The sequence below is a fragment of the Streptomyces sp. enrichment culture genome (assembly GCF_964273255.1).
Classification (GTDB): domain Bacteria; phylum Actinomycetota; class Actinomycetes; order Streptomycetales; family Streptomycetaceae; genus Streptomyces.
On record NZ_OZ186835.1, the window covers coordinates 969,791 to 985,742 of the forward strand.

At 76.0% G+C, this 15,952-nt stretch carries 14 protein-coding genes; 4 read left to right on the forward strand and 10 right to left on the reverse strand.

The window, feature by feature from the left end:
• The first annotated feature begins 70 nt into the window (after positions 1-70).
• Positions 71-922, forward strand: coding sequence for a helix-turn-helix domain-containing protein (locus ACSU53_RS04210; RefSeq protein WP_437024813.1), 852 nt, complete (start codon positions 71-73; stop codon positions 920-922).
• Here ACSU53_RS04210 and ACSU53_RS04215 read toward each other — a convergent pair.
• Positions 904-1,329, reverse strand: coding sequence for a hypothetical protein (locus tag ACSU53_RS04215; RefSeq protein ID WP_437024814.1), 426 nt, complete (start codon positions 1,327-1,329; stop codon positions 904-906). The genes ACSU53_RS04210 and ACSU53_RS04215 overlap by 19 nt on opposite strands.
• A gap of 249 nt (positions 1,330-1,578) precedes the next feature.
• Here ACSU53_RS04215 and ACSU53_RS04220 point away from each other — a divergent pair, with 249 nt between their 5' ends.
• Positions 1,579-2,442, forward strand: coding sequence for a helix-turn-helix domain-containing protein (locus ACSU53_RS04220; protein WP_437024815.1), 864 nt, complete (start codon positions 1,579-1,581; stop codon positions 2,440-2,442).
• Between the two features lie 99 nt (positions 2,443-2,541).
• Here ACSU53_RS04220 and dnaK read toward each other — a convergent pair whose 3' ends face one another.
• The 5 genes from dnaK to ACSU53_RS04245 form a co-directional block, all read right to left on the reverse strand.
• Complete coding sequence (gene dnaK / locus ACSU53_RS04225; RefSeq protein WP_437024816.1) at positions 2,542-4,461, reverse strand: molecular chaperone DnaK; 1,920 nt, start codon at positions 4,459-4,461, stop codon at positions 2,542-2,544.
• Between the two features lie 114 nt (positions 4,462-4,575).
• Positions 4,576-5,316 carry a glycerophosphodiester phosphodiesterase family protein gene (locus ACSU53_RS04230; RefSeq protein WP_437024817.1) on the reverse strand — a complete coding sequence of 247 codons (741 nt, stop codon included), beginning with the start codon at positions 5,314-5,316 and terminating at the stop codon, positions 4,576-4,578.
• Between the two features lie 83 nt (positions 5,317-5,399).
• Positions 5,400-5,828, reverse strand: coding sequence for an OsmC family protein (locus ACSU53_RS04235; RefSeq protein ID WP_437024818.1), 429 nt, complete (start codon positions 5,826-5,828; stop codon positions 5,400-5,402).
• Positions 5,829-5,993: 165 nt separating this feature from the next.
• Positions 5,994-8,108 (reverse strand): phage holin family protein, encoded by a 2,115-nt coding sequence (locus ACSU53_RS04240; RefSeq protein WP_437024819.1) that lies wholly within the window; start codon positions 8,106-8,108, stop codon positions 5,994-5,996.
• Positions 8,109-8,420: 312 nt separating this feature from the next.
• Positions 8,421-8,822 (reverse strand): hypothetical protein, encoded by a 402-nt coding sequence (locus ACSU53_RS04245; protein WP_437024820.1) that lies wholly within the window; start codon positions 8,820-8,822, stop codon positions 8,421-8,423.
• 83 nt (positions 8,823-8,905) lie between these two features.
• Between ACSU53_RS04245 and ACSU53_RS04250 the strand changes: the two genes are divergently transcribed.
• On the forward strand, positions 8,906-9,679 hold the full coding sequence (locus tag ACSU53_RS04250) for an MBL fold metallo-hydrolase (RefSeq protein WP_437024821.1): 774 nt from the start codon (positions 8,906-8,908) through the stop codon (positions 9,677-9,679).
• A complete protein-coding gene (locus tag ACSU53_RS04255) occupies positions 9,679-10,296 on the forward strand; it encodes a DedA family protein (RefSeq protein ID WP_437033022.1) in 618 nt (205 codons plus the stop codon). The genes ACSU53_RS04250 and ACSU53_RS04255 overlap by 1 nt, the downstream gene beginning before the upstream one ends.
• A 36-nt stretch (positions 10,297-10,332) precedes the next feature.
• On the opposite strand, the gene ACSU53_RS04260 is transcribed toward ACSU53_RS04255, so the two are convergent.
• The 4 genes from ACSU53_RS04260 to ACSU53_RS04275 form a co-directional block, all read right to left on the reverse strand.
• Complete coding sequence (locus ACSU53_RS04260; protein ID WP_437024822.1) at positions 10,333-11,637, reverse strand: MBL fold metallo-hydrolase; 1,305 nt, start codon at positions 11,635-11,637, stop codon at positions 10,333-10,335.
• Positions 11,634-12,881: an aminotransferase class I/II-fold pyridoxal phosphate-dependent enzyme gene (locus tag ACSU53_RS04265; protein ID WP_437024823.1), complete on the reverse strand. Its 1,248-nt coding sequence runs from the start codon at positions 12,879-12,881 to the stop codon at positions 11,634-11,636. The genes ACSU53_RS04260 and ACSU53_RS04265 overlap by 4 nt, the downstream gene beginning before the upstream one ends.
• A 282-nt stretch (positions 12,882-13,163) precedes the next feature.
• Complete coding sequence (locus tag ACSU53_RS04270) at positions 13,164-14,108, reverse strand: hypothetical protein (RefSeq protein ID WP_437024824.1); 945 nt, start codon at positions 14,106-14,108, stop codon at positions 13,164-13,166.
• 935 nt (positions 14,109-15,043) lie between these two features.
• Positions 15,044-15,844 (reverse strand): RNA polymerase sigma factor SigF, encoded by an 801-nt coding sequence (locus ACSU53_RS04275; protein WP_437024825.1) that lies wholly within the window; start codon positions 15,842-15,844, stop codon positions 15,044-15,046.
• Between the last annotated feature and the right edge of the window lie 108 nt (positions 15,845-15,952).

A 15,952-nucleotide genomic window follows, 5' to 3' on the forward strand; every position in this document is an offset into this window, starting at 1 on the left:
GGGGCGACGGGGGACCCGCGGGCACGCGTACGGCTCCCCGGGGCGGGCGCCCGTCGGTTAACGTCACCGGATGGCCACCGTCCCGCCCGCTTCCCCCGTCTCCCCCTCCCCCTCTCCGTCCCCCGCCCCTTCCCGGGGCGAGGGGGTGGGTCCCCTGCTGCGGGCCTGGCGGGAGCAGCGGCGGGTCAGCCAGCTGGACCTGGCCCTGCGGGCCGGTTCCTCCGCCCGGCACATCAGCTTCGTCGAGACCGGTCGCGCCCGGCCCAGCGAGGAGATGGTGCTGCGCCTGGCCGAGCACCTGGACGTCCCCGTGCGGGAGCGCAACGCGCTGCTGCTGGCGGCCGGTTACGCGCCCCGCTTCCCGGAGACCCCGCTGGACGACCCGGCGCTGGGCGCCCTCCGCGAGGGCATCGAGCGGCTGATCGCCGGCTTCGAACCGTACCCGGCGCTGGTGGTGAACGCCCTGTACGACGTCGTGGCGGCCAACAGCGGGGTCATGGAGCTGATCGAGGGGGTGCCCCGGTCGCTGCTGGAGCCGCCGCTGAACGCCATGCGGCTGGCTCTGCACCCGGAGGGCCTGGCGCCCCGCATCCGCAACCTGCGCCAGTGGCGGGGCCACTTGCTGGGGCAGATGGAGCGGCAGATCGCGCTGCGCCGTTCCGCGCCGCTGCGGGCCCTGTACGAGGAGGTGGCGGCGTACCCGGTGCCGGACACCGGCGGGGAGTGCGCGGAGCCGGAGGAGGCGGTGGCGTACTTCGCGCTGCCGATGCGGATCGAGCACCGGGGCCGGACGTTGTCGTTCGTGTCGTCGATCTCCACCTTCAACACGCCGATGGACGTGACCGTCGCCGAGCTGGCCGTGGAGACCCTGCTCCCGGCCGACCCGGCGACGGCGAAATACCTTCAGTCGCAGGCGGACTGACGGCTTTTCAGCGCCAGGTGCTGGAGCACCGCGAACCCGGCGACGACCAGCGCCTGCAGGACGGTCCAGACGGCGCCCGCGGTGGTGGGGGTGAGCCACAGGAAGAGTGCGGCCGGACTCACCGCGGACCAGGCGAGGTTGGCCTCCACGACGGCGCGCACCCCGAGGGCCGGCGGGTGGTTCCGGCTCGCGAGCAGGCCGACCGCGGCCGCGTACCCGGCGAGGAACGCGCCCACCGCGAGCAGGAGTCGGGCGTCGACACCGAGCAGGCGGCCGACCGGGCCGGACAGCGCCAGGTAGGCGAGGGCGTTGACGCCGGTGACGGCCGCGTCCAGGGCCAGGAAGCGGCGCAGCACGGACTGCGGCACGGAGGTACGGGCGAGCGCGGCGAGCGGGGGTGCGGACATGGGGCATCACTCTCCGTCGGGTGGCGGTGTCCGGTGGGCCGGGCCCCGGGCCGGAGTGCGCCGGCCCGGGACCCGGTGCGTCCACGATGGCGCCCGGGCGGCGCCCCGGTCGATTACCCGCGGGGTAAGGGGCCGGGGCGGGGCGGGGTCGCGTCACCCGGCCGGGCCCGTCCGTCGGCCGGTGCCGTGAGAGTGCGGCCCGGACGTGACAGACTGACCGCATGCGTGGGCACGTGGGAGAGGCGTGGCGTGAGTGAGCGGCGAGCCGCCCCCACCGTGGGCCAGGTGGTACTGGGCAGGCGGCTTCAGGAATTGCGGGAAGCGGCCGGTCTGGGACGCGACGAGGCGGCCCGGGTGCTGCGGGTGGCACCGGCGACCGTGCGGCGGATGGAGACGGCGGACGTGGCACTGAAGGTGCCGTACGTCCAGATCCTGCTGGACGCCTACGGGGTGTCCGAGCAGGAGGCGGTCACCTTCGTCGAGCTGGTGGAGGAGGCGAACCGGCCCGGCTGGTGGCAGCGGTTCCACGACGTGCTGCCGGACTGGTTCAGCCTGTACGTGAGCCTGGAGGGCGCGGCCCGCGTCATCCGCTCCTACGAGCCGCACTTCGTACCGGGACTGCTCCAGACGGAGGACTACGCACGCGCCGTGCTGGAGGCGGGAACCATCGGCACGGAGGGGCCGGAGACGGTGGAGCGGCACGTCTCGCTGCGCCTGGAGCGCCAGCGGCTGCTGGACCGGCCGGATCCGCCCCACCTGTGGGTGATCATGGACGAGACGGTGCTGCGGCGGCCGGTCAGCGTCGACGGCCGGGTGATGCGTGAGCAGCTGGACCGGCTGCTGGAGCTGTCCGAGCGCGACCGGATCACCCTCCAGGTGCTGGAGTTCGCCGGCGGGCCGCATCCGGGGACGTACGCGCCGTTCTCCCTGTTCCGGTTCGCGGAGCCGGAGTTGCCTGACATGGTGTTCACCGAGTACCTCACCGGCGCGCTGTACCTGGACTCGCGGACCGAGGTCGCGGTGCACCTGGAGGTGCTGGACCACATGACGGCGCGGGCCGCGACGACGGAACGCACCCAGGAACTGCTGCGGGTGTGGCGCAAGCGCCACTGAGCCCGCCACCGCGTCACGTTCCCGCCGGCGCCACTGAGCCGTGCGCCGCACACCCGCGCGGCCGGCCGTCCCCGCCCGCGGGCGGGGACGGCCCAGGGGTCAGGCGGCGCCGCCCCGGCGGTCGTCGGCGGCCCCGGTGTCGTCGGTGTCGTCGTCGACGAGCTCGGCGTCCACCACCCCGTCGTCGTCCCGGGACGACGGACCGTCGTCCGCGCCGGTACCGGGCGCGCCCTCCTCCGCGGCGCCCGGGCCCGCCGGACCGCCGGTCTGCTCGGCGCCGGCGTACATCGCCTGCCCCATGCGCTGGCTGACGGCGGCGAGCTTCTCCACGCCGGTGCGCAGGGCGGCGGTGTCGGCGTTCTCCTCCAGCTGCCGTTTGAGGTCGGCGACCGCGCTCTCCACGTCGGTCCTGGTCTCGGCGGGCACCCGGTCGGTGTTCTCGTTCAGGAACCGCTCGGTCTGGTAGACGAGTTGCTCGGCCTGGTTGCGGGTCTCGGCGGCCTCGCGGCGGGCCCGGTCCTCCTCGGCGTGCTGTTCGGCCTCGCGCATCATGCGGTCGATGTCGTCCTTGGGCAGGGCGGAGCCGCCGGTGACGGTCATCTTCTGCTCGCGGCCGGTGGCGAGGTCCTTGGCGGAGACGTGCATGATCCCGTTGGCGTCGATGTCGAACGCCACCTCGATCTGCGGGACGCCGCGCGGGGCGGGCGGCAGGCCGGTGAGGTCGAAGACGCCGAGCTTCTTGTTGTAGGCGGCGATCTCGCGTTCGCCCTGGTAGACCTGGATGCCGACCGAGGGCTGGTTGTCGGCGGCCGTGGTGAAGATCTCCGAACGCCGGGTGGGGATCGTGGTGTTGCGTTCGATCAGCTTGGTCATGATGCCGCCCTTGGTCTCGATGCCCAGGGACAGCGGAGTGACGTCGAGCAGCAGGACGTCCTTGACGTCGCCGCGCAGCACGCCCGCCTGGAGGGCCGCGCCGACCGCGACCACCTCGTCGGGGTTGACGCCCTTGTGCGGGTCCTTGCCGGTGAGCTCGCGGACCAGGTCGGTGACGGCGGGCATCCGGGTGGATCCGCCGACCAGGATGACGTGGTCGATGGCGCCGAGCTTGACGCCGGCGTCCTTGACGGCCTGGTGGAAGGGGGTCTTGCAGCGTTCCAGCAGGTCCTCGGTGAGTTCCTGGAACTGGGCGCGGGTGAGCTTCTCGTCCAGGTGCAGGGGGCCCTCGGCGGAGGCCGTGACGTAGGGCAGGTTGATGGTCGTCTCGGTGGACGAGGACAGCTCGATCTTGGCCTTCTCGGCGGCCTCCCGCAGCCGCTGCACGGCCATCTTGTCCTGCAGGAGGTCGATGCCGTACTGGCCCTTGAACCGCTTGGCGAGGTGTTCGACGAGGCGCTGGTCCCAGTCGTCGCCGCCGAGCGAGGTGTCGCCGTTGGTGGCCTTGACCTCGATGACGCCGTCGCCCATCTCCAGCAGCGACACGTCGAAGGTGCCGCCGCCGAGGTCGAAGACGAGGACGGTCTCGTTCTCCTTGTCGAGGCCGTAGGCGAGGGCGGCCGCGGTGGGCTCGTTGATGATCCTGAGGACCTTCAGCCCGGCGACCTCCCCGGCCTCCTTGGTGGCCTGCCGCTGCGTGTCGTCGAAGTACGCCGGCACGGTGATCACGGCGTCGGTGACGTCCTCGCCGAGGTAGGACTCGGCGTCCCGCTTGAGCTTCTGCAGCACCCGGGCGGACAGCTCCTGGGCCCGGTAGCGGGACCCGTCGACCGAGCCCTCCTGCGGGAACCGCCACTGCGGGTCCCCCATGTGCCGCTTGACCGAGCGGGCGGTGCGCTCCACGTTGGTGACGGCCTGCCGCTTGGCGACCTCACCGACCAGTACCTCGCCGTTCTTGGCGAACGCCACGACGGACGGGGTGGTGCGCGCGCCCTCCGCGTTGGCGACGACGGTGGGCTCACCGCCCTCCAGGACGGCCACCACCGAGTTCGTGGTCCCCAGATCGATCCCGACCGCACGTCCCATCGCCGTTTCCTTCCGTCGGAGCGCCTGCCGTCCGGGTTCCTCCCCCTCCAGCCCAAAACCTGAGGAGGGCCTTGTCAATGGGGCGTCCGGTCCAGGGGCGCCGGGGCGTCCGGTTCAGGGGTGTCGCGCGGGGGCGGCGTCGCGCAGTGCCACGGCCCTGCGGGGGCGGTCGGTGACGAGGACGTCGACGCGCGGATCGGAGAGGAAGGCACGCATCGGCGCGTCGTCGTTGACCGTCCACACCATGGTGAACAGGCCGTGACGGGCGGCCTCCCGCAGCACCGTGGCGCGAGCCAGGCGCTGGTGCACGGCAACCCCGTGGGCGCCGCAGGCACGGACCCGGCGCATGGGCAGCAGTTCGCTCAGCCGGGTCGCCATCAGGCGGCGCCGGCCCACCTCCCGGCCGTCCCGGCCGAGGGAGAGCAGGGTGCGCACCCGGGGGAAGGCGCCGGTGACGGCGGCGACGGACCGGTCCTCCAGCGTGGTGGCGACGCAGCCGTCCGCGCCGAGCAGGGCGACCGCCCGGTCCAGGATCTCCCGCTCGTGGCCGGTCTCCTTGAGGTCGAGGTGCGCCACGAGCCGCCCGGCGACCAGGGCCAGGACGTCGTCGAGGACGGGCACGGGCCGGCCGGTGAGGGCGTCGAGCCGGGCGCGGGTCAGGGCGGCGACCGGGGGCCCGGTGCCGCCGGCGCGGGCGTCGTGGTGGACGACGAAGACGCCGTCCGCGGTGCGCCGGACGTCGATCTCGACGTACTCGGCGCCCGAGCGCAGGGCGTCCTCGTAGGCGGCCCGGGTGGCGGGGGCGGCCCGTTCGCTGCCGCCGCGGTGGGCGGAGACGGCGGGACGTGGCGGCATGGCGGTGGTGGGCTCCCGGCAGGGGGACGTGCCGCAGGCCGCCCCGGTGGGGGCGGCCTGCGTGCGGTGCGGCGGCGGTCCGGTCAGGCCAGCTTCGCCGTGAGGCTGATCTCGGTGCCCTTCAGGGCCTGGCTGACCGGGCAGTTCACCTTGGCGTCCTCGGCGGAGGCCTGGAAGGCCGCCTCGTCCAGGCCCGGGACGGTGCCCTCCACGGTGAGGTGGATGGCGGTGATGCCCTCGCCGGGCACGAAGGTGACGTCGGCGGAGGTCGTCAGGCGGGTGGGCGGGTTGCCGGCCTTGTCGAGGATGTTGGAGAAGGCCATCGAGAAGCAGCTGGCGTGCGCGGCCGCGATGAGTTCCTCGGGGCTGGTCCTGCCGTTCGCCTCCTCGGCGCGCGACGCCCAGGTCACGGGCTGGTCGGCGATGCTGCCGGAGGAGTCGAAGCTGACGACACCGCTGCCCTGGAAGAGGTTGCCTTCCCAAACGGTGTGTGCGGAGCGCGTGGCTGCCATGACGCCATCCTTTCGGAATGTCCTGCCGTGTGTCCGGTGGTGCTCTGTCCGGGCGCCCGTCACCGGGTGCCCTCCCCCATCCGATCACATCACGGCCCAACTCACCCGCAGGACGGGCCCCCTGATGGCTTCGCCCGGGCCGGTCCGGCGCCGGGAGGCTGCGGCTCAGGCCGCGCGCTCCCGGTCCGGCGCCGCCGGTGACGCAGTGCCGCCGGCCTCCGCCAGCCAGCGGCGCAGCACCCGGTGGACCTCCTCCGCGCCGCGCAGTTCGGTGCCCTCGGGCACCGGCGGGGTCAGCGTCAGCGGTGACAGCAGGAAGGGCCGGGACTGGGCGCCGCCGAGGCCGCCGTGCGAGCCGATCTGCTCCTCGAAGGCCAGGACCTCGCCGGTGGCGGGGGCGTGGAAGGAGTTGACCATGATGTCGGCGGTGTGCGGGAAGGAGTGGGTGCGGCGCACGACGTCGGCGGCGCCGGGGCCGAAGGCGGCCAGCGGGCCCGGGTCGTCGTCGAGCCGGTCGAGGGGAACCTCGGCGCCCTGCGGGCCGAGGACCACGCCCCCGTGGCGTTCGCTGCGCACCAGGAGGAAGCCGATGCCGGGGTGGTTGGCGAGGGTCGGCAGCAGGGCGGGGTAGCGGGCGTCGATCTCCTCCTTGCTCATCCGGTGCGGCACGTCCGGGAAGGACACCAGGCCGAGGTTGCCGGACGCCAGCACGATCGGCTCGTCGCGCCGGGTGGGCCGGTACTGCTCGACGCCCTCCTCGACGGGCCGGCGCAGCGCGGCACGGACGGCCGCGCGGGCCTCGGCCCCGCTGTGGGTGCGGCGGGCCCGGCGCGGCACCGGCAGGCCGCAGCCCGCCCGCACCAGGTCGCCGAGGGTGAGGCCGTAGCGGGCGCGGAAGGTCTCGCCGGGGCTCTGCCCGTGGTCGGACAGGACGACGATGCGGTAGGGGCGGGGGGCGTGCTCCGCCACGTTCTCGATCAGGGCGAGGGCGCGGTCCAGGCGCTGAAGCACCTTGTCGGTGTCCCGGCCGGCGGGGCCGGAGTGGTGGGCGACCTCGTCGTAGGCCACCAGGTCGGCGTAGACGGAGGTGCGCCCGGCGAGCAGGTCCCCGGTCACCGCGGCGACCACCACGTCCCGCTGGACGACGGTCGCGAAGGCCCGCACGAACGGGTAGAGGCCGCCGCGGGAGACGCGCGGCAGCTGCCCGGACCAGCGGGCCCGGGTGGACTGGACGATCTCCCGCCCGACCTCGGCGACGAAGGACAGGGCGGTGCGCACCGCGTTGGCCGGGTCGGAGAAGTAGGCGAAGTAGCCCGCGCGGGAGCGCCTGCCGGAGGCGCGGCGGCGGGTGGCGACGGACAGCACCAGGGCCTGCTGGTCGGCGCCGCCGCCGAACAGGTTGCCGCGGCTGGCTCCGTCGTCGGCGAGCAGGCCGGGGTGTCCGGCGTGGGCGGCGGCGCGGCGCTCGAGTTCGGCGGCGCTGGTGGGCCGGTTGCAGACCATGACCTCCCGGCGTTCCTTCTCGTACCAGCGGAACGCGGGGACGTCGTGGTTGCTGCCGTGCAGGACGGCGAGCTGGGTGGCGCCGGTCTGGCTGGACCAGTCGGTCCGCCACGGGGTGAGCCGGTGGGTGGGGCGGGCGCCGGGGGCGGGGCCCGCCCCGTCCGCCGCTCCCGGGGGTGCGCCGGGGGATGCGCCGAGCCAGCGGGCGACGGTGGGCATCAGCCCCCGGTGCACGGCGTCCAGCAGCACGTCGTGGCCGACGCCGTCCAGTTGCAGGAACACGGTGCCGGGGATGGCGGGGGCCGGGGCGGTGGAGCGGCGGCGGCGGTCGGCGAGCCGGTAGAGGCGGCGGCGGTAGGCGTCGTCGTCGCGCACGGCGAGGGCGGCGCCGGTCGCGGAGGCGACGGCGGACATCACCGCGGCGACCACGACCGCGGTCTCCGGGGCCGCGGAGCCCCGCTCGACCGGGTTCAGCCACAGGGCCAGCCAGAGCAGCCCGCCGTTGAGGAAGAACACCAGCAGACCGAGGACGAGCGCCGGCACGAGCAGCAGCAGCCGCACCAGCAGGGGCCACACCAGCGCCGAGAGCAGACCGAAGGCACCGGCGCCGAGCGCGGCGGTCACCGTGATGTCGGTGGCGCTGCCGCCGTCGGCCGAGCGCAGCCGGAAGTCCGGGAGCAGGCCGGCGAGGAGCAGCATGGTGAGGGTGGAGACCGCCCACACGGCGACGCTCCGCCCGATCTGACTGGCGACCCGTCGCCACCGCACGCCGCCCACGCCCCGCCACACCTCGCGTCCCCGCCCGTCGTCGCCGACCGGCCTTCGAAACCGGTACCCACCCTGCCACAACGGCCGGAAGGGCCGTTATGTCCCCGTCGGACAGGGGCAGGGAGGCGCGAGGAGGGCCAGGAAGGGGCAGGAAGGGACAGGAAGGGACAGGAAAGCGACAGGAGAGCAGCAGGAAAGGGGCAGGGAGAGACCGGGAGGGACGCGAAGTGGCGCGAAGTGGCGCGAAGAGGTGCGTAGGGGTGCCAAGGCGCACGAAGGGGCGGGCACGGGTCCCGGAGGAGCGCGGCGGGGGCCGTGGCGTCAGCGGCCGTCGTAGCCGGCGGTCGGCATGGACAGTCTCCGGTGGACGCGGGCCTTCATCGCCGCGTCGTAGGAGGGCTCGGGCCGGCCGACGGTCTCCACGCGCACGCCCCGCCGCGCGCACTCGGCGGTGAACTCCTCGACGGAGGACAGGGCGCTGGCCAGCACCCGGTGGCTGGGGGCGACGAACACGTCGGTGCCGGGCCGCACGCCCTCCCAGAGCGCGCCGTGGTCGGGACGCAGCCCGCGCACGAGCATCTCCCGGGCGACCACGTAACCGCGCTCGGCGGCCCAGCGGGCGCACATGGCGTGCTGGCTGCGGGAGTCCACCAGGAAGGGGTCGTCGTCCAGCTCCTCCAGCGGCGTCAGACTCGCGATCGCCGTCACCCGGACCGGTCCCATGCCACCCCCTCACCTCCGGCTTCGCCGCCGACCCTACTCCTGCACGTACGCTTCGGGGAGTCGCGCGCGAAGGAGGCGGGGAAGTGCCGGTGGAGGTCACCTGGTGGGGTCACGCCACTTGCACGGTCGAGGATTCGCACACACGCGTGCTGACCGACCCGCTGTTCGCCCGCCGCCTGGCCCATCTGCGGCGCCGCCGTGGTGCGCTGCCGCCGCCCGGCGCCCGGCGGGCCGACGTGGCCCTGGTGTCCCATCTGCACGCCGACCACCTGCACGTGCCGTCGCTGGCGCTGCTGGAGGAGGACACGCTCCTGCTCGTGCCCCGGGGCGCGCTCCGTGCGGTGCCGGGACTGCGCCGGCTCACGCACCTGCGGGTGCGGGAGGTGGCCCCCGGGGACGTGCTGCGGGTCGGCGACCTCGTGGTGCGGGCCGTGCCCGCGCGGCACGACGGACGGCGGCTGCCGGTGGGACGGCGCCGGTGCCCCGCGCTCGGGTACGTCGTGGAGGGCGAGGCGCGCACCTACTTCGCCGGGGACACCGGGCTGTTCGAGACGATGGCCGAGGAGGTCGGGCCGGTGGACGTGGCGCTGCTGCCGGTCGGCGGCTGGGGGCCGTACCTCGGGGAGGGGCACCTGGACGCCGGAGGGGCCGCCGAGGCGCTGACCCTGCTCGGGGCGGGCGCCGCGATCCCCGTGCACTACGGCACGTACTGGCCGATCGGAATGGACGCGGTGCGCCCGCACGAGTTCCACGCGCCGGGCGACGAGTTCGTACGGCTGGCCGCGGCCCGGGCGCCGCGGGTGGCGGTGCACCGGCTCGGTCACGGGGAGAGCGTGCGGCTGGAGGACACCCGGTGATCCTGGCCGTCGTCCCGGCCGTGGCGCCGGAGTCCACCCAGCAGGCGATCGGCTATCCGTCGCTGTTCCTGCTGGTGCTGATCGGCGCGCTGGTGCCGGTGGTGCCGACGGGTGCGCTGGTGAGTTCGGCGGCCGTGGTCGCCTTCCACCAGACGGCGCCGTTCTCGATGGCCCTGGTGTTCGTGACGGCGGCGCTGGCGGCGTTCCTGGGCGACATGGCCCTGTACTGGCTGGGCCGGCGCGGGATGAGGTCGCGGGGCGGCTCGCGCTGGCTGGAGGCGATCCGGGCGCGGGCGCCGGAGGACCGGCTGGAGCAGGCCCAGGCGAAGCTGGGCGAGCACGGGGTGGCCGTCCTGGTGCTGTCGCGGCTGATGCCGGCCGGGAGGCTGCCGGTGATGCTGGCGTGCCTGCTGGCCCGCTGGCCGATGCGCCGCTTCGCCCGCGGCAACCTCCCGGCCTGCCTGGCCTGGGCGGTGACGTACCAGCTGATCGGCGTCCTCGGAGGGTCGCTGTTCGCCGAGCCGTGGGAGGGCGTGCTGGCGGCGGTCGTGCTGACGCTGCTGATCAGCGCGACGCCGGCGCTGTGGCGCCGGCTGCGGGGTAACACGGCCGGGTGAGCCGGCCCGCGCGGGCCCTCCGGGGCGGCGGCGGGTTCAGGTGAGGACGCGGGAGGCGCCCACCGGCAGGTCCCACAGGTCGGCACGGGGCAGCCCGGCGCGGGCCCAGGCCGCCCTGACCCGGGTGAGGGGTTCCAGGACCGGTTCGGCGGACAGCACGAAGGTGCCCCAGTGCATCGGCGCCATGCGGCGCGCGCCCAGGTCCTGGGCGGCCCGCACGGCCTCCTCCGGGTCGCAGTGGACGTCGCGCAGCCACCAGCGGGGCTCGTAGGCGCCGATCGGCAGCAGGGCCAGGTCGATGCCCGGGTAGCGGCGGCCGATGCGGGAGAACCAGTGGCCGTAGCCGGTGTCCCCGGCGAAGTAGACGCGCTGCCCGTCGGGGGCGGTGAGCACCCAGCCGCCCCACAGGGAGCGGCAGGTGTCGGTGAGGGTCCGCTTGGACCAGTGGTGCGCCGGGACGAAGTCGAAGCGGACCGGGTCCCCGGCCGTCGGGGTGTCTCCGCCGCCCGGGGGGCCGTCGTCGCGGGGCCGCAGTTCGGCGCCCTCCCACCAGTCCAGTTCGGTGACGCGGGTGAAGCGGCGGCGGTGGAACCAGCGGCCGAGGCCGGCCGGGACGAAGACCGGGGTGTCGCGCGGCAGGCGCCGCAGGGTGGGGGCGTCCAGGTGGTCGTAGTGGTTGTGGCTGATGACCACGGCGTCGACGCGGGGCAGGGCCTCCCAGGCGACCCCGACGGGGGTGATGCGTGCCGGGGTGCCGAGGATCCGGCGGGACCAGACCGGGTCGGTGAGGACGGTGAGCCCGCCGATGCGCACGACCCAGCTGGCGTGTCCCGCCCAGGTGACGGCGACGGTGCGGGCGTCGGCCCGGGGCAGCGGGCCCGGTGCGTAGGGCAGCCGGGGGATGTCGGCGAGGCCGTCCCGGTCCGGGCGCACGGCGCCCTCGCGGGCGAAGCGGGCGAAGGCCTTGAGGCCGGGCAGGGGCGCGGTGAGCCGGTCGTGGAAGGCGCGTGGCCACAGCCGCCGCTCGGCGAGGGGGCGGGGTTCGGCAGGCGGCGGGTACGGGGCGGAGGGCGCACGCACGGACCGTGCCGCCGCGTCGCGTGCGCCGTCCACCGCACCGGACCCCGCCGGGACCGTCCCCGCCGGGCCCGCCTCCGTGCCCTCCGCCTCGCTGCTGTCCGTCTCCCTGCCGTCCGCCTCCGCCCGGTCCGCGCCCGTGCGGCTCGTGGCCGTCCGGCCGGGGGGCGGCGGGGTGGTGCCCGCCCGGCCGGGGGGCGCCTGACCGGTCGGGGCCCGGCCGGTCGGCGTGCGGCTCGTGGTCGACTCGGACTGTCGCGTCATCGCGGGGTCTCCCATCGCCGGGCGTCGTCACGGAGGTCGTCGAGGACGGAGGTGAGGCGGTGCAGCGCGCGCCGCACCTGCGGCAGGTCCAGCGGGTCGGGCGCGTCGAGGCACTCCGCCCGCCGGCCGGGGGTGTCGCCCAGCAGCGGCGCCGTGGACAGGCGCACCCGCGGTGCCTCCAGGTCGTCCCCGAAACGGTGTCCGCCCGGGGCGGGCATGCCGAGCCGGGCGGAGAGGTGGTCCTCCAGTTCCTGGGCGTCACCGACGCCGCGGGCGGCGAGCGCGGGCCCCAGTGCGGTCAGGTCGGCGTAGAGGTGCCGGCCGGCCTGCGGAGGGAGGACCAGGGCGCCCGCGCCGACGAGCGCCGCGTGGGCGGCGGCGGCCACCCGGGCGTGCAGCCGGGTCGCGGCGGCGGCGCGCGCGGTGACCGCTTCCGGTTCGGACAGCGCGTAGCCGGCGGCCACGGCGACGGGGGCGGCCACGGACGCGTCGAGGGCGGTGAGCACGTCCAGCACCCGCGCGCGCAGCGCGGCACCCTCCGTGCCCGCGGGGAACCGGGCCACCGCCGCGGGCCAGCCCGGCGGGAGCAGCGGCCCGGCCAGGTCGGTGACGACGGTGACCCGGTCCGACAGCATCTCGGCGGGGCTGAGCAGCACGGTGTCCTGCGGCGCGTGCAGGGTGTCCCGCCAGGTCTCGTCGCTGACCAGGTGCAGCCCCTCGCCGACGGCCGCCTCCAGGGTGGCGTGCAGCAGTTCCGGCGGGGCGACGGTGGCCGTGGGGTCGTCGGCGACGGACAGCACGAGGAGCCGCGGGTCCCCGCCCTCGTCGCGCACCCTGCGGACCGTCTCCAGCAGGGCGTACGGGTCGGGGACGCCACCGCTCTCGGCCGGTGTCGGGACGTGGTAGGCGGGACGCCCCAGCAGGTGGGCGTACGGGACCCACCAGGCGGCGCAGGGCTTCGGCACGAGGACGTCCCCGCCGACGGCGGCCGTCAGTGCCACCAGCAGCGCGGGCGCGCCGGGGGCGACCGCGACCCGGTCGGGGGTGGCGGGCAGGCCACGGCGGTCCGCGTGGCCGCAGGCGGCGTCGAGGAGTGCCGCTCCCCCGCCGACGGGCTCCGCCTCCGCACGGGCCGCGGCCGCGGCGATCACGGCGGCCAGCTCGGGCAGGACGGGCAGCCCGTCCTCGGGGATGGGCGGTCCGAAGCGGACGGGGCCGTGTCCCTGCGGGTCCGTCCGTCGCATGCCTGCCTCCGCGCAGTGCCTGGTGTCCGCCGTGGTCCGGGACGTGCTGCCGTGGGTGCCTGCCGTGCGGCGACCGCGCCGCCCGGCGGGCCCGTACGGGCGGCCCGGTCCGGTGTGTCCCGGTGCCGCGGGGTTCCGGGTCCGGGTGCTCTCGTACCCTCCGGTCCGCCGGTTACCCAGGGGGCGGCCGGGTCATGGGTGCCGGGGCGGGCCCCGGGTACGGCGGGCGGGCGTCGCGCGGCGGCGTGCGCGCCGGGCGGCGCCCCGGAGCGGGGGCCGGGGTCAGCCGTCCTCGCGCGCGGTCCGGTCCCGGTACACCCGGTGGGCGGCGGCGCCGAACGCCCCGGCGATCAGCAGCCCGCCGGCCGCCAGGGCGGGCACGGAGTCGGTGAAGGCGCCGCCGTCCCCCGCGTGCACCCCGCCCGGGGCGGTGGTCGCGCCGCAGTGGCTGCCCCGGTGGCCGGGGCAGGGGGTCGGCACGGGGGCGGGTGTACGGGTCGGGGTGTGGGTGGGGGTGCCGCCGGAGTGCACGGTGACGGTGAAGGTCACGCTCCAGGGGGTGCCCTTCCCGCCGGGTGCCGCCGGGCACGTGCCGTGGACCGTCCACCGGACACCGCCGCCCGGCGCCGAGAGGGCTTCGGGGGCCTCGGACAGCTCCTCGGCGAAGTCGGCGGGAACGTCGTCGGAGAAGTCGGCGGAGACGTCGTCGGAGAAGTCGTCGAACGTGTCGGACTCGTCCGACTCCTCCAGGGGCGCGTCGGGGATGCCGGGGAACGCGCCGAGGAGCTCGTCCGCCGCCCCGGGTTCGGCGTCGGGGATCTCCGGCACGCTGTCCGGCGGCGGGATCTCGCCGCCCGGGGGTCCGGGGACCTCGCCCGCCGTTCCGGTGCCCGTGTCCGAAGCGCCCGCGTCCGCGAAGTGGGCGGCGTCCGGGAGGGTGGCCGTGCCCTCGTAGGTGGGGCCGGCGTCCTCCCCGCCGGGGAGCCTGGTCAGGGTGAGCGCACCGCCCGTGAACGCCTCCGAGGCCGCCTGGAGGGTCTGCGGGGCGGGCCCGCCGGTCGGTGCGCAGGTGACCGTGACGGTGACGGTACCGCCCGGCCGGGCGGTGCCCGGGCTGACCTCGGCGCGCGGATCGGCGGCGGACGCGGCGGGCGCGAGGCCGCCGAGCACGCCCAGGGCGGTACCGGCCAGGGCGGCGGCGGTCAGGGCGCTGGCGGTGCGGCGCATGGTGGGGGCTCCTTCGAGCGGCGGCTGGGGCGCGGCGACCGCGCCCGGGGCCCCGCGGGGTCACCCGCCCGCCCGGTGGGGCGGCGCTGCGCCCGGTGCGGTCCGCGTGGACCGCGGGCGCGCGGATGGTCCCGCGTCGGCGCGGGGCGCGGGGTCGCGCCCCGCGGTCCATCACAGCCCCGCACCGGCCGCTGCGCGCGCGGCCGGACCCCATTCGCGCGACGGACCGGGTCCGACCGGGTGAAGGGCGCGCCCGCCGTCCGCGTGTCGGCGTGCCCGTCCGGGCCGTGCCGGTTCGGACAGGCACGCCGGCACACGGACGGAGCGGGCCCTGACCGGCCGGACTCCTGCGGGAGGTGCGGACCGTCGGGGACCGTCGGCCGCGGAGGCGGTCGGAGACGGATCGGCGGCTCGTGTCCCGCCGACTCGGCGACCGTGAAGGCCCGTCCGGCCGACTCGGCGACCGCGAAGGCCCGTCCGGCGGGGGCGGGGCAGGGAGCGGACCGGTCGGCCGGTGGAGAGACCGTGGACGGACCCGTCACCGCCGGACGGGTCGGGGACGGCCCAGCCGACCGGTGGCGGGGGCGAGGACGGACCGCTCACCCACCGGAGCCGTGGGGCACCGCCCGCTCGGTCACCGGAGCCGCCGGGAACCGTCCCACTCGGCGTGGAGCCGTAGGAAGCGGGCCTCCGGCGCCGGGTCCGGGCGTGCGCGAGCGCCGGTCGCCGTGGCGGGTGCCACGACGACCGGCGCTCGGGGGCCGACGCTCGGGGGCCGGCGCTCGGGGGGCCGGCGGTCACGGGACGGTGGTCACCGGACGACGGCCATCGGTGGGGGTCACCGGACGAAGGGTCAACGGACGGGGGCACCGAAGACGACAGGTCACCGGACGACGGGGGCGGTCGCCGGCCCGGAGCCGCTGCCCCGGTCGGCGTCAGCCCTGGCCGCCGTCGCGCAGCACCTCCTCGCGGACCCGGCCGCAGCAGCGGCTGATCAGGCGGGAGACGTGCATCTGGGAGATGCCCAACTGCTCGGCGATGCGGCTCTGGGTCATGTCGTCGAAGAACCGCATGTACAGGATGGCCCGCTCGCGCTCGGGGAGGGCGGCCAGCCGGTCCTTGACGGCCTCGCGGTCGACCACGACGTCGAGCGCCGGGTCGGGGCCGCCGAGGGCGTCCCCGAGGGAGTAGCCGTCGTCGCTGCCGGGGAGTTCCGCGTCCAGGGACAGCGCGGTGAAGCTCTCCAGCGCTTCCTGGCCGACGCGCACGTCCTCCTCGCTCAGATGGGCCTGCTCGGCGATCTCGGCCACGGTGGGCCGGCGGCCCGGGATCGTCCCGGAGAGGTCCTGCGTGGCGTGGCGGACGCGGTTGCGCAGGTCCTGCACGCGGCGCGGCACGTGGAGGGTCCACATGTGGTCGCGGAAGTGCCGCTTGATCTCGCCGGTGATGGTGGGGACGGCGTAGCTCTCGAAGGCGTTCCCCAGGTCGGGGTCGTACCGGTCGACGGCCTTGACGAGGCCGAGCGCGGCGACCTGGCGCAGGTCGTCGTAGCTCTCGCCGCGGCTGCGGAAGCGTCCGGCGAGGCGGTCGGCCATGGGGAGCCATGCCTCGACGATCTCGTCGCGGAGCGCGTCGCGTTCCGGGCCGGGAGACAGACCGGCCAGCCGCCGGAAGGCCGCCGAGGTGTCAGGAGCGTCGTCGTGGGGGTGTGCCCTGGTGTTCGAACGGGTCGGCATGGTGCGTCGCAACTCCCTAGGAGTGCTCGGGGACGGATGGTCACCGTGCAGCACGCCCTCTTCGGGACAGGCGCGCCGGGCGGGCGGAGCCGCATCACGGACGTGCCT